The following is a 13,774-nucleotide window of genomic DNA, read 5'->3' as shown; positions in this document are numbered from 1 at the left end:
TTAGATGCTTGCACTAAAGTCGTTTTTATTTCGACGTTAATGAAACCCTACCATTTCAGCGTGGGCATCCATGGTTTCGAAACACCAAGCGCCCTAAAACTGCCCTGTCATCTGCAATATTTCCGCCCACTCAGCCTCTGTCACTGGCATGATACTCAAGCGATTGCCTCGCTTCACTAAAGGCATCTCGGCAAGTGCCTGATTGGCCTTCATCCGCTTTAATGACACCAAACGCAAATGGCGTTGGTAGGCAATATCAACCATTATCCAACGTGGGTTATCTGGTGTCGATTTTGGGTCATGGTAAGGACTTTGCGGATCAAACTGAAAATGATCGGGATACGCTTCTTTCACTACCGTTGCAATGCCCACCACACCCACCTCTTTACACGAAGAATGGTAAATAAAAACCTCATCACCCACTTTGATCGCATCACGCATCATATTACGGGCTTGATAATTACGAACCCCCTCCCAACATGAAACTTTTTGCTGCTTTAACGTGTCTATCGAAAAGGTGTCAGGTTCTGTTTTAAATAGCCATTTCGCCATGGAAGACCTCTTTGTTCGGGGTTCTTTGTTATCTAGTGTTATAGCAGGTAAGCTCATAACACCGCTGAGCATGACGCTCACCATACTATATTCCACCACTCTCGATGAAGAGGTAAATGATGAAGCTTTGGACCCCACTGGCGCTGCCACTTGCAACGCTTGCACTGCTGGCAGGTTGTTCCTCCCAGCCAAGCTCACAGCAAGGTGTTACCGCAATCCCAACCACAGCGAGCACCGCTTCAACCGCTCAGCCAAGCGCCAAAGTACAAGCCTTTATGATGCGTGGTATGGTGACTTGGGGTCATGAGAGTTACTCCATTCAGCCGTGCAATAGCCAAAAACAATATTGGATTGTGTTCCCACCTAGCGACCACAATGAAATTAGAGAGATTGCGCCGTACAGCTATGAGCCTATGTATGGTGAAGTCATTGGGATGCTAGAACCCGCCCCTGAAGATGGCTTTGCCGCTGATTACGATGGTCGCTTTATGGTCAAGCAAACCAATTTACTGTCGGCGGAAATGCTGGGAGGCTGCCAAATGAGCGCTCACTACACCAATGCCTTTGGCATGGAGCCTAGCTGGGATCTTAAGATTCAAAAAGATACGGTTATCTTCTCGCAGATGGGGATGAGTGATCAGCAACAAGCCATCACCCAGCGTCAATCAACATCGGGTAAACAAGTGTATCAAGGCAAGGATTTCCGCCTAATCCTGACTAAAGGCCACTGCAATGACACCATGAGTAGCTCGCTCTACGGTTGGCAATCCAACCTCACATGGAAAGGAAAAACCTTCAAAGGTTGCGCCACCTTAGGGGCGACCGATGTGACGGCGAATTGGGTCGGGCACTACAAGACAACGGCCGATGCCACCAACACCCCTGGCTTGACTACCACACTCACGCTACTTGCCGATCATTCCGCCATTACTCGCTATGAATACGACAGTAATGAGCCTGCACTCGAAGAACAGGGCTTGTGGCAGCAAGTGAGCGAAGATAGCGTCAAAGTGATGATGACCTCACACCAAGGCCGTCGTTTACTGAGCGAACGCACCTACACCCTTGAAAATACCGCCAAAGGGCCACGTCTAATCGCCCGTGATGAAGTGATTAACGGCAATGAATACAGCCTTGGCGAAGGGGGCTTACAGCTACAGCGCCAGCCCGAGTGATCATGAAATAACGACACTCCTCATCCGCTGTCGTTGCTATCTTGCAGCGACAGCATGATTGCCGCACAATCCGCTTTGTCTATTCACCCATACCATCGGGAATTTGCGCATGTCTTGCCCACGCTGTGGCTTCACCCATAACTGTATTTGCTCGCACGAGCCCAAGTTAACCAGTGCCGCTCATTTTGTCTTGCTGACCCACCCCAATGAATGTCGCAAAGCCACCAACACAGGCGAACTCATGATGCGTACCTTGCCCCATTGTGAGCGAGTGATTTGGGATCGCGTGAATTCACCAACAGCGCTAATTGAGAAGCTCGAAGATCCAGCCTATCAAGCTTGGCTGCTTTTCCCTGCTGACGACACACACCCTGCCACGCCTTTTGTTGCACACTCAAGCTCATCAACATCAATAATAACAACCACACCATTGTTTGTATTACTTGATGCAACTTGGCAAGAAGCACGAAAAATGGTGCGTAAAAGCCCTTGGCTCGCCAACCTGCCGCGCCTGAGCTTAACACCAACCGCCCTGTCTCAATATCAGCTCCGTCGCAATCAACAAGCGGGGAACCTTTGTACCTGCGAAACAGGCATTGCCTTGCTGTCACTCTTAAATGAGCCCCAGCAAGCCGAACAGCTTCAGTGCTATTTCACTGCATTTTCTGACGTTTTCCATGCCGATCGCAGCGGACATAGCCACCGTTAGACAAGGTGATAACTGTGATCGCCTTAACTTGCACCTTGGAAGTTATCACCTATACTTAAAACCGACTATTTAGTCGGTTTTGGTTTTTATTGATAATATTAAGGATGAGATCATGACAGCAGCACACTCTACTGTTTCCGAGCGCATAGCTTCTGAGAAGATGGTTTCTGATCATCCCGCTCCTGATAATCAAGTTGTTGAACACGCTGATATCAGCCAACTTCAGCTGCAACTCGATCGACAGCGCCAAGCCTTTAATGCCGCTCCTTACCCCGATCTCGCCGAGCGTATTCACCACTTAAAAGCCCTTAAAAAAGCCTTACTGCATCATAAAACAGCCCTATGCCATGCGCTTGACCAAGACTTTGGCCAACGCAATAAACATGACACCCTGATCAGTGATGTCCTGCCATGCATTCTCAACATCAAATACACCATCAAGCAATTGAAAAAGTGGATGAAACCTTCACGTCGCCATGCGGGATTATTGCTGGCGCCAGCCAAAGTCGAAGTGATTTATCAGCCCCTCGGTGTGGTGGGCATTATTGTGCCGTGGAATTTCCCTGTGATGTTAAGCCTAGGGCCATTGATCACCGCTCTGGCTGCTGGCAACCGAGCAATGATTAAACTTAGCGAATTCACGCCACAAACCAATGCCGTGATCACCGCACTGTTAGCCGAAGCCTTTTCCACAGAGCAAGTCAGTGTGGTTGAGGGTGAAGCGGATGTTGCTGCGGCCTTCAGTCGCCTCGCGTTCGACCATTTAATTTTCACAGGTTCAACGACAGTGGGCCGTCATGTTATGCGTGCCGCGGCGGATAACCTCACCCCTGTCACACTAGAGTTAGGCGGAAAATCCCCAGTATTGATAGCGCCCGATATACCAATGGCAACAGCAGTAGAGCGGATGATCTTTGGTAAAAGCCTCAATGGCGGTCAAATTTGTGTTGCGCCTGATTACGCCTTAGTGCCCGAAGAACAAGTCGCAGACTTTGTGGAAGAATATAAAAAGCAGTTTAATAAAATGTACCCTAAAGGGGTGGCCAATAAAGACTTCACCTCAGTGATCAACACACGCCAATATCAGCGTTTGAACGAATATTTAGCCGATGCAAAGCAGCAAGGTGCCCAAATTATTCCGTGCCATGAGAACGCCTGTGATGACGCCAAACACCGTATGGTGACCCACTTGGTGTTAGATACCCAAGACAGCATGACCTTAATGCAAGATGAAATCTTCGGCCCTATTTTGCCTATAGTGCCATACCGCTCGATCGATGACGCATTGGCATATATCCAACAGCGACCGCGCCCACTCGCGTTTTATCTGATGAGTTTTGACCAAGCATTGCAGCAACGCATAAAAACCACGACTCACGCCGGTGGAATGGCCATCAACGAGTCTGTTTTTCAGGTAGCCGCTGATGACGCTCCTTTTGGTGGGATCGGCCCTTCAGGTATGGGGCACTATCATGGCCATGAAGGTTTTTTAACCTTCTCTAAAGCCAAAACCGTGCTGACTCGTGGGAAAATCAATACAGGCAAATTGGTGACCCCACCCTACGGCGGCATCATCCAAAAATTGATGTTAGCCTTTTTTGTTCGTTAATTTCTAAGCCCAAACTCATTACTCTGAGGGATCAATGGCAAGCCATAAAAAACAGCAGCTACTCGATACCGCTCTCGTGCTCTTTGTCGAACATGGGATCCAAGCTACCGCCACCGCAAAGATCGCCCAGCAAGCTGGGGTGGCGAACGGGACGCTGTTTCATCACTTTGCAACCAAAAAAGATCTGGTCGATAGTTTGTATTTGCTGACTAAGACAGAGCTCAGCGCAGCTATGCCTCCTGCTGAGCCTAGCTTGTCGCTTCAGCAACAAATTCAGCACTATTGGAATAATGGGCTAACATGGGCACAACACAACCCAATCAAGCTTCAATTCTTGCGCCAAATCGCCAGTGACCCAAGTTTTAGCCTACGCCAACAACATGACATGATGACCACCACCATGAGCTTTCTGATGGCCTTAATTGAAACGGGCATTCGCCAAGGTGAATTGGTAGACCGACCACTGCCAATGCTGCTGAACTTCTGTCATAGCCAGTATCTCGCCACTGCAAGCTTACTGATTGAATACCCCGATTATGCCAACGACCCCGAATGTCAGCAGCATGCGTTTGACCTATTATGGCAGGCTATTGTCGCACACGAATAATCAACCACTATTAGCTAATAACCTAAACCACAGAGACAAAAATGGGCGCCGAAGCGCCCATTTTTCATACCCGAGAAACCTACGACAGGTTGTTCGCGTATTGTGTTAATTCGTCCATACTTACGGTTGTTACGAATTGACCATCAAGGTAGAAATCCACACCGTCTTCTACTTTCTTTCCACGTAATACCGCTGTGTCACCATTTTGGTAAGCCACGTGCATATCTAGCGTGTTGGAATCAATTTGCTCAAAGTGCGCAGCATCTACATCGCTGTGACGAACGCTCGCTAATGGTGCGGTTGTCATGCTTTTATCTAGCTTGCTATTTACTTTGAAAATCGCATCAACAGGCATATCAACCACAGCAGGTGAACGCCCTGTGATTGGGTTTTTACCCGTCCAGAATTCAATGCTGTTGAAGATGAACATATCTGCTGTTGCCGCAATACCGTATACCGGGCTTAGCAATACAAACAGTCCAGCACGACCATAACGATTATCCACTGCAGACAAGTTAAGTTTTGTCACAGCCGCAGAGGTCCCCATTTGACCAATACAACCCGTTAGTGATGTTGCTAGCACAGCCATTGCTACCGCTTTAAGCGCAACTTTCGTCATTACCGATATCTCCAATTATTTAGAACGCAAAAAAAGCTGGCGGATTATAGACCTTTTTGGATGAAGGTCGAGCTTTTTATACGAAAAAATTGCACCTTGATATCGGTAAATTCAACGCTTTGTTTTTGAAGCTAATTTAACTAATAGCAGAGTTTTACGTCGTCGATAAAAGCAGCATGTTCCACTATCAGTCACAGCAAAGTACGTTAAGCGTACTGTCCTGCCACATAGCCACTCGACCACGCCCACTGGAAGTTGTAGCCACCCAGCCAGCCGCTCACATCCATGACTTCACCGACAAAGTACAAACCAGAAACCTGCTTCGCTTCCATCGTCTTAGACGACAACTCATCGGTATCAACACCACCTAGTGTCACTTCAGCGGTGCGGTAACCTTCGGTGCCGTTTGGTGCAATCGACCAGCGGTGGAAATAGTCCGCTAAAACCGTAATGTCTTTCGGGTTCAACTGCTTTAAAGGCTTATCTTCAAGATCGCCACGCGCAATCAAGACTTCGATTAAACGCTTCGGCAACAAACGAGACAGTGAGTTTTTCAGGCTTTGATTCGGATGCGCTTCACGCATTGCCGTCAGTGTTTCGGCGAGATCGTCGTTTGGCAATAAATCGACCGTCACTTTTTGTCCAGGGGTCCAGTATGAAGAGATCTGAAGCACAACAGGACCAGACAAACCACGGTGGGTAAAGAGTAAATTTTCTTTAAATGAGGTGCCATCTTGGGCATCAACCACCACAGGGATCGCAATGCCCGACAGTTCAGCAAAGGCTTCTTTGTCTTCTTTATGCAAGGTAAATGGTACTAACCCCGCCGTGGTAGGGATGCGTTTTAAGCCAAATTGTTCAGCAATCTGGTAACCAAATGGGGTTGCACCCAGTTTGGGCATCGACAAACCACCGGTTGCAACAACCAGTGATTGGCAGTGAATGGTGTCGGTATTCACTTTCAAGGTAAAGCCAGTTTCAGTCTTCGTTATCGCATGTACATCGGCTTGATAACGTTGCGAGACGGTCGGCAAGTCACACTCAGCCAGCAACATTTTTACGATGTCTTTCGCCGAATCCAAGCAAAATAATTGGCCATGATCACGCTCTTCAAACGCAATCTCATGCTTGCCAACCATGGCAAGAAAATCCCACTGGGTGTATTGCGACAAGGCCGATTTCACGAAATGTGGATTACGGCAAACGTAGTTATTAGCCGCCACATCATAGTTGGTGAAATTACAACGACCACCACCTGAGATCAGAATTTTACGGCCCGGTTTTTTGCCGTGATCAACCACCAGCACCGAACGGCCTCGTTTGCCTGCTTCAGCAGCACACATCAACCCTGCGGCACCCGCACCTATAATCACTACATCAAACTGTTCTGCCATCTTACTCAACCTGCTTTTCTCGCAATGAAAAAGGGATGCCAATATAGCATCCCTCATTTGTGCACATTTTACCCGCCTACGCGGCGAATACCAACAGCAATCCTACGCGCTTAGCCTTCAAGTGACCCGAGCTAAGCCTTTAAAGAAGAAGATTCTAGCGCCATCAAGGCATTATCGCCCAATTGCACCGTACTGGTTGGGAAGGCAAAGTCAGCCCCATGCTGATGCACTATCTCGACAATCTTGAGCATCACATCTTGCTGCACGTCTTTGTATTCAACCCAATTCACGGTTTTGGTGAAGGTATACACCAACACATCCAGCGACGACGGGCCATAATTATCAAAACTAACAATCAGGGTTTGGTGGCTATCAATATCAGGGTGCTGGCGCAGCATCTGCTTGATCCCTTCCACCACCTCACCAACAACCGCAGCATCTTGATAACGCAGCCCCACTTTTTGCTTAATTCGACGATTCGACATCCGCGATGGGTTTTCTACCACGATCGAACTAAAGACTGAATTCGGCACGTACAAAGGGCGCTTATCAAAGGTACGGATCACCGTCATACGAAAACCGATACGCTCGACCGTGCCTTCAATTTGGCGATCAGGACTGCGGATCCAATCTCCCACTTTGAATGGACGATCGAAATAAATCATCAAGCCCCCAAAGAAGTTGGCCAGCAGATCTTTGGCTGCCATACCAACAACTAAGCCACCGACACCACCAAAAGTCAGAATACCCGACAGACTGAGCCCGAGGTTTTGCATCATCACCAAACCGCCGATCACCATCACCATCAGGCGCAGCACTTTAGACACGGCATTTAAGGTGGTGAGATCTTTGGCATTGCTGGCTAATGCCGTTTCAACATTAGAGATTAAGCGGAGTAAGATCCAAATGAGCGTCCATACCAAAAGTAGATGGCGGACCACAGCCAAAAAGGTAATGGAATAATGACTGGTATTCTCTACCACCACACCAATCGAGATCAGCGCGGGCCAAAGCCAAATTAGCCAAGAGACAGGTCGACGGACCGCATGAACAAGAGCATCATCCCAAATGAATTTTGTTGCGGTAGCGACATGGGCAAGACGACGACTGATCAGCCACCACGCCCCCCAAAGCACTGCACTTAAGGTTAGCAGTAGACCCACATTCAAGAGCCAATCAGGACTAGACCCTTGCTCTAACGATAACCACCAGGTTGTCATTTTTTCCATTAAAAACCAGCATAACTGTTTGCATTCAATAGCCGTAAAGTTAAGCGCAATGACGACTATTGGCAAACAGAAATACGCGTGATGTTAGGCGAAGATCTGACTATTTCCGCTACATACCAAGATAAGCAACAACAAAAATGGCAATAAAGAACACCATCAAAAAGGTACTGGCTAAAATAAATAACCGACGCACTTTGATGCACTTGGCCATAAAGACGGGATCATGATGTTTATGATATTGCTGACTGCGAATGTAGTGGAACAAACGAATTTGCTTACTAACATTGCCTTGAGATGAGAAGAAACCTCGACCATCCACTTGCTGATAAAGCAGAGGATCGCACTCACGCATGATGGCGAGTAATGTACGTAATGTACTGACATACCTAGAAACGTTAACAACAGCGACCATAAACAGCGCCAGTAGTAATGCATCCCCACTTATCATAAATAACCCCCAAACTACCTTGGACACAAGCAGGGGATAAAGGGTGCATCTCTACACCCTATACGATGATTTAACCTGCTTGCGTATCCATCACAGACGACGATCCAGCTTTAGCCATCGCAGCTAAGTCTTTATCGATAAAGAACAGGGCTTTACCGTCTTCACCAACCAGCTCAATCTTGTCTAGAACACCTTTAAACAATTTCTCTTCTTCGTGCTGTTCTGCGACATACCACTGTAAGAAGTTAAATGTTGAGTAATCTTGAGTAGTGAACGCTACGTGCGCCAGCATGTTGATTTGTTTAGTGATCAACTGCTCATGCTCATACGTCTCACGGAACACATCGCCCAGCGATGCAAATTCGTGTTTTGGTGCTTCAATTGCACCCAGAATTGGCATAGCACCCGTTTCACTCACATACGTGAATAAACGCTGCATATGTTCCATTTCTTCAACAGCATGGGCACGAAGAAACTCAGCAGCACCTTCAAAGCCTTTGTCTTCACACCATGCACTCATCTGTAGGTATAGGTTTGAAGAGAAAAACTCCAAGTTAATTTGCTCATTCAGTTTTTCAACCATCGCTTGCGCTAACATCGCACTACTCCTTCTTATACAATTGTAATAGAGACATTGTCACAGCGCACAATCAAGTTTGCAACACAGCAAAGTAAGTATCTGTCATGGCATATCTCAGTTAAGGGTAAGATACGAAAAGAAAAGATAAAAAGACCACTCTGTCGTGATTTTTTTAGTTACCGCCAAGGGTGAGACCTACACGATATTTTTGCGTCATACTCAGTGGTAGCATGAAATGAAACCGTGATAAGGAGTGCACAGTTATGGCTTACAAACACATTCTCGTTGCTATTGATTTATCTGAAGACAGCTTCGTTTTAGTTAATAAAGCTGCCGCTCTGGCCAAGGCCGTCGATGCTAAATTATCGCTGATCCATATTGATGTGAATTACGCCGAACTCTATACCGGCCTGATTGATATTAACCTTTCTGATGCCCAACATCGCATGGCCGATGAAGCGCAGCATCACCTGAAAGCCTTAGCCAACAAAGCTGGCTACCCTGTTTCTCATACCTTAGTGGGCAGCGGTGACCTTGCCGATGAAATCTGCCAAGCGATTGATGATCTTGATATTGAGCTCATCGTCTGCGGTCATCACCAGGACTTCTGGAGTAAAATCCTGTCTTCAGCAAAACAACTGATCAATCGAACTCCCGTTGATATGTTGATGGTGCCATTGAAATAACCACACCATGAACGGGATGAGCGGTAAGCGAGAGTTACCGCTCCGACCTCTCGCCTTGCACTAGCATTTCTCTGCTTGCCGCGAGCGCTTTAAGGTACACTATCGCCATGACACTTATGGATTGATCAAACTGTTATGGGATACCTTTCTACAATCACCCTGTTATGGGCGTTTTCATTTAGCCTGATTGGGGTGTATCTTGCGGGCCAAGTTGATGCTTGGTTCTCGGTGCTCACTCGCGTGTCACTCGCTGCGCTGGTGTTTTTACCTTTCTTGCGTAAACAGCATTTACACCCTAAGTTAGCCGCAAAATTGATGGTTGTGGGTGCCTTTCAGCTTGGCATCATGTACTGCTTTTATTACCAGTCTTTCTTGTATCTCTCGGTACCTGAAGTACTGCTATTCACTATTTTTACCCCTATCTATGTCACCCTCATTTACGATATGCTGCGCCGCCAATTCTCAGCGTGGTATCTGGTCACCGCCGCCGTCGCTGTGCTCGGTGCTGCCGTCATCAAATTTGAAGGCATAAATGAAAACTTCATTACGGGCTTTTTAATCGTCCAAGGTGCCAACCTGAGCTTCGCCATTGGCCAAGTGGGTTACAAGCACACTATGGAGCAAGAAAGCCAAGATATCCCGCAGCACACGGTGTTTGGCCTGTTCTACTTAGGCGCGATGTGTGTCGCTATCCCAATGTTTTTGATGTTTGGTAATACCGATAAACTGCCAACCACCTCAACCCAATGGGGCGTACTGATTTACCTGGGTACGATTGCATCGGGCTTGGGCTATTACATTTGGAATAAAGGCGCGACGCTGGTTAATGCGGGGGCGCTTGCCATTATGAACAATGCCTTGGTACCTGCGGGCTTGATTGTGAATATCGTGATTTGGAACCGTGATGTGGACTACCCACGCTTGATCATTGGCGGCGTTATCATCGTCTTTTCACTGTGGTTCAATGAAACCTGGGTCAAACGTAAGGTCGCAGCATCACGCCAAGCCAGCGTGTAGCCGTCATCTCGCAATATTTAGCATATCACCACAACAAAAACGGCGAGCCAGTGGCTCGCCGTTTATTTATCGTTTTATCGCTCTATCTTTATCGATGGATTTATCGATTAAATAAACGAGAAGGCATCAGCGAACATACGGTCACGCTCTGCCCCTTTTTCCGCGGTAAACTGTTCACGCGCTGCACCCGCCATTTCAAAACGACCACAAATATAGATATCGTAGGCTGACAGGCTAACAAAATCGTTGCTCACCGCCTCCAATACATTACCGACTTTACCCTGCCAAGCCGCTTCTGCTTGCTCAACCACAGGTACATAAGTCAGGTTCGCATGCTTGTCCGCCAACGCTTGTAGCTCATCATTTGCGTATAACTGGCATGCATCACGGCCGCCCCAGTAAACAAAGATAGGCTGACTGACACCACGGCTTAAGCAGTTATCTAAAATACTACGCACGTAAGAAAAACCAGTGCCCCCCGCGATCATCAGCAGTGGTTTTTCGCTATCGGTACGGACCCACGCATCACCGTGTGGTGCTTCGATTTCAACAGGCGTACCTGCAGCCAGTGCCGCCTTCATAGTTTCGACCACTTCAATCGCGTACGGGTTATGCTCCGCCGCACCAATGTGGAGCTCAAGCTCACCTTCACGACACGGGCTGCTCGCAATAGAAAATGGGCGCTTATCTTTCTCACCCATCACGGCAAGCAGGTATTGACCGGCCTTAAAATCGATCGTTTGTTCTGGCTGCAATAGAATACGAAAGGTATTACATGCTAATGATTCAACTGACTTTACTTCACATTTAATCGACATGATTGTCCTCTGGTCGTTCAGGAGCATGGCACGTACAAGACGCTAATCCATGCTGAGCACCAAGTCGCTTTTCGCCGTTGCTTGGCAAGTAAACATCCAACCCTGCGCTTGCTCTTTCTCAGTAAGCATAGGCTCAAGTTGGTAACTTATCTCACCCGATAGCTTTCGACACATGCACATGGCACACGCACCGACTTGGCAACGGTTAGGAAAGGCAATGCCCGCGTTGAGCGCAGCCTGCAGTACGCTTTCATGCTCGGTAGCAGTAAAAGTCACATCGGCAGGCAGCAGGCGAACTTGGTACGTCATAATATTCTTAGTAATCGTGTTCCAGACAAAGTGCGATTAATTACAAAGCACCTTATCAAGAGTCATTAAAAAACAGGTCATCAGCTATGATAACCTGTTTAGTCTGTTTGATAGCTATGATTTAAAAATCGCTAATTCATCCCAAATGGCATCCACTTTCGCCACAACAGCGGGATCTTTACTAATTGGGGTTCCCCATTCGCGATCGGTTTCACCTTGCCACTTGTTGGTCGCATCCCAACCCATTTTCGCACCGTGGCCATACGAGAGTTGCTCTGCGTCAGAGCCATTAATCATAATGGCATCACGGATAGGATCCATGCGTGTTGTTACCGCCCAGATCACATCATTCCAATCACGTACATTCACGTCATCATCACAGACAATCACAAACTTGGCATTGGTAAACTGTGCCAAAAATGCCCACACCGCTTCCATCACTGCGATCGCTTGACCTGCTCCCTCTTTCTTGATGCTCACTATCGCCATGCGGTGTGAATCAGCTTCAGGCGGTAAATAGCAATCCAGAATTTCAGGGTGTTGCTCGCGCAGCACTTTCAGCCCTGCATCAACATCAAAATCATGGTTCACGGTGAATGCTTCACTTGGTGAATTGACCGTTTCGGCATCCCATTTGATCGTCACATCCAAACCCATTTTTGACCCTAACCCAACCACAGGCGAGGCAAAATCAAGGGAATCAATCGGCGTATTGTCAATCATCACAGTATCGCGCACAGGATCCATTCGCGTGGTCATCGCGTGGATCACGCTATTCCAATCACGCGCGTTAACATCGTCATCGCAAACCACGACAAATTTGGTGTACATGAACTGACGTAAAAAAGACCAGACGCCCATCATGACGCGCTTGGCATGACCAGGGTACTGCTTCTTCATAGTCACTACCGCCATGCGGTAGGAACAACCTTCAGGTGGTAAATAAAAGTCCGTGATCTCAGGGAACTGCTTTTGCAAAATAGGCACAAACACTTCGTTCAATGCCACGCCTAATACCGCAGGCTCATCGGGCGGGCGCCCCGTATAAGTACTGTGATAAATCGGGTTATTACGCATGGATACGTGGGTAACGGTAAACACATGATGGCTTTCAACTTCGTTGTAATAACCCGTGTGATCACCGTAAGGACCTTCATCGGCAAACTCAGTCGGATCGATATACCCTTCTAACACCACTTCAGCGCTTGCGGGCACATCCAAATCATTACTAAGGCTCTTCACTACCTCGGTTTTACTGCCACGCAATAACCCTGCAAACGCATACTCAGACAAGGTATCTGGCACAGGCGTCACGGCACCCAAAATGGTCGCAGGATCAGCACCAAAGGCAACGGTCACTGGAAAAGGTTTGCCTGGATGAGTTTCCATCCAGTCGCGTAAATCTAATGCCCCACCCCGGTGGGCTAACCAGCGCATGATCACCTTGTTTTTACCCAGCTTTTGCTGACGGTAAATACCAAGGTTTTGGCGCTTTTTATTGGGCCCTTTGGTGATGGTTAAGCCCCAGGTTAATAGTGGTGCCACATCACCCGGCCAACAGCTCATGATAGGGACTTTATCAAGATCAACCTCGTCACCTTGCCAAACGATTTCTTGGCACGGTGCTTTGCGTAAGCGCTTTACAGGCATGTTCAGCACTTGCTTGAACACAGGCAACTTATCCATCGCATCACGAAAGCCTCGCGGTGGCTCAGGCTCTTTTAGGTACGCCAGCAGTTTACCCACTTCGCGCAGTTCTTTAACATCCTGTCGTCCCATCCCCATTGCAACACGACCTGGTGTCCCAAACAGGTTGGTCAGAACTGGCATATCATAGCCAACAGGGTTTTCAAATAGCAAAGCAGGACCGCCCGCGCGAAGCGTGCGATCACTGATTTCGGTCATTTCTTGATTGGGATCGATAGGCTGCGAAATACGCTTTAGTTGCCCTTGCTGCTCAAGGCGATCAATAAAGTCGCGCAGATCCTTGAATTTCATAGGTGCTACCCGTTACCAAGCGGC

The 13,774-nt window shown here is 47.8% G+C and carries 15 protein-coding genes; 6 read left to right on the top strand and 9 right to left on the bottom strand.

What is annotated here, in order from left to right:
* Window positions 1-93: 93 nt before the first annotated feature.
* On the bottom strand, window positions 94-552 hold the full coding sequence (locus OCU77_RS00395; RefSeq protein ID WP_048900476.1) for an EVE domain-containing protein: 459 nt from the start codon (window positions 550-552) through the stop codon (window positions 94-96).
* Window positions 553-668: 116 nt separating this feature from the next.
* On the opposite strand from OCU77_RS00395, the gene OCU77_RS00390 reads away from it, so the two are divergent.
* From OCU77_RS00390 to OCU77_RS00375, 4 genes are all read left to right on the top strand, one after another.
* On the top strand, window positions 669-1,727 hold the full coding sequence (locus tag OCU77_RS00390; protein ID WP_048900477.1) for a COG3650 family protein: 1,059 nt from the start codon (window positions 669-671) through the stop codon (window positions 1,725-1,727).
* A 109-nt stretch (window positions 1,728-1,836) separates the two neighbouring features.
* On the top strand, window positions 1,837-2,436 hold the full coding sequence (locus tag OCU77_RS00385) for a tRNA-uridine aminocarboxypropyltransferase (RefSeq protein ID WP_048900478.1): 600 nt from the start codon (window positions 1,837-1,839) through the stop codon (window positions 2,434-2,436).
* A 160-nt stretch (window positions 2,437-2,596) separates the two neighbouring features.
* Window positions 2,597-4,045, top strand: coding sequence for a coniferyl aldehyde dehydrogenase (locus tag OCU77_RS00380; protein ID WP_107302841.1), 1,449 nt, complete (start codon window positions 2,597-2,599; stop codon window positions 4,043-4,045).
* Between the two features lie 34 nt (window positions 4,046-4,079).
* Window positions 4,080-4,652: a TetR/AcrR family transcriptional regulator gene (locus tag OCU77_RS00375; RefSeq protein WP_048900479.1), complete on the top strand. Its 573-nt coding sequence runs from the start codon at window positions 4,080-4,082 to the stop codon at window positions 4,650-4,652.
* A gap of 79 nt (window positions 4,653-4,731) precedes the next feature.
* Here the strand turns inward: OCU77_RS00375 and OCU77_RS00370 are convergent, their stop codons facing one another.
* From OCU77_RS00370 to ftnA, 5 genes are all read right to left on the bottom strand, one after another.
* On the bottom strand, window positions 4,732-5,271 hold the full coding sequence (locus tag OCU77_RS00370) for a DUF3332 domain-containing protein (protein WP_048900480.1): 540 nt from the start codon (window positions 5,269-5,271) through the stop codon (window positions 4,732-4,734).
* Between the two features lie 206 nt (window positions 5,272-5,477).
* A complete protein-coding gene (locus tag OCU77_RS00365) occupies window positions 5,478-6,665 on the bottom strand; it encodes a BaiN/RdsA family NAD(P)/FAD-dependent oxidoreductase (protein WP_048900481.1) in 1,188 nt (395 codons plus the stop codon).
* Window positions 6,666-6,796: 131 nt separating this feature from the next.
* On the bottom strand, window positions 6,797-7,894 hold the full coding sequence (locus OCU77_RS00360; protein ID WP_107302813.1) for a mechanosensitive ion channel family protein: 1,098 nt from the start codon (window positions 7,892-7,894) through the stop codon (window positions 6,797-6,799).
* A 109-nt stretch (window positions 7,895-8,003) separates the two neighbouring features.
* Entirely contained in the window at window positions 8,004-8,342 is a 339-nt protein-coding gene (gene uspB, locus OCU77_RS00355) for a universal stress protein UspB (protein WP_048900483.1), read from the bottom strand.
* Window positions 8,343-8,412: 70 nt separating this feature from the next.
* The gene (gene ftnA, locus OCU77_RS00350; RefSeq protein WP_048900484.1) at window positions 8,413-8,940 is read right to left on the bottom strand and encodes a non-heme ferritin; all 528 of its coding nucleotides are present in this window, start codon (window positions 8,938-8,940) and stop codon (window positions 8,413-8,415) included.
* 245 nt (window positions 8,941-9,185) lie between these two features.
* On the opposite strand from ftnA, the gene uspA reads away from it, so the two are divergent.
* Complete coding sequence (uspA, locus tag OCU77_RS00345; protein WP_048900485.1) at window positions 9,186-9,608, top strand: universal stress protein UspA; 423 nt, start codon at window positions 9,186-9,188, stop codon at window positions 9,606-9,608.
* A 135-nt stretch (window positions 9,609-9,743) separates the two neighbouring features.
* Window positions 9,744-10,625, top strand: a complete 882-nt coding sequence (locus OCU77_RS00340; protein ID WP_048900486.1) for a carboxylate/amino acid/amine transporter — start codon at window positions 9,744-9,746, stop codon at window positions 10,623-10,625.
* A gap of 107 nt (window positions 10,626-10,732) precedes the next feature.
* On the opposite strand, the gene fre is transcribed toward OCU77_RS00340, so the two are convergent.
* The 3 genes from fre to ubiD all read right to left on the bottom strand — a co-directional run bounded on the left by fre (window position 10,733) and on the right by ubiD (window position 13,750).
* A complete protein-coding gene (gene fre / locus OCU77_RS00335) occupies window positions 10,733-11,443 on the bottom strand; it encodes an NAD(P)H-flavin reductase (protein ID WP_048900487.1) in 711 nt (236 codons plus the stop codon).
* A 42-nt stretch (window positions 11,444-11,485) separates the two neighbouring features.
* Window positions 11,486-11,752 (bottom strand): 2Fe-2S iron-sulfur cluster-binding protein, encoded by a 267-nt coding sequence (locus OCU77_RS00330; protein ID WP_048900488.1) that lies wholly within the window; start codon window positions 11,750-11,752, stop codon window positions 11,486-11,488.
* A 114-nt stretch (window positions 11,753-11,866) separates the two neighbouring features.
* Window positions 11,867-13,750 (bottom strand): 4-hydroxy-3-polyprenylbenzoate decarboxylase, encoded by a 1,884-nt coding sequence (gene ubiD, locus OCU77_RS00325; protein ID WP_048900489.1) that lies wholly within the window; start codon window positions 13,748-13,750, stop codon window positions 11,867-11,869.
* Between the last annotated feature and the right edge of the window lie 24 nt (window positions 13,751-13,774).

This window comes from Photobacterium swingsii (assembly GCF_024346715.1).
In the GTDB taxonomy this organism is placed as follows: domain Bacteria; phylum Pseudomonadota; class Gammaproteobacteria; order Enterobacterales; family Vibrionaceae; genus Photobacterium; species Photobacterium swingsii.
Note: the sequence above shows the minus strand (reverse complement) of the source record. Positions and strands in the feature narration are given on the sequence as shown.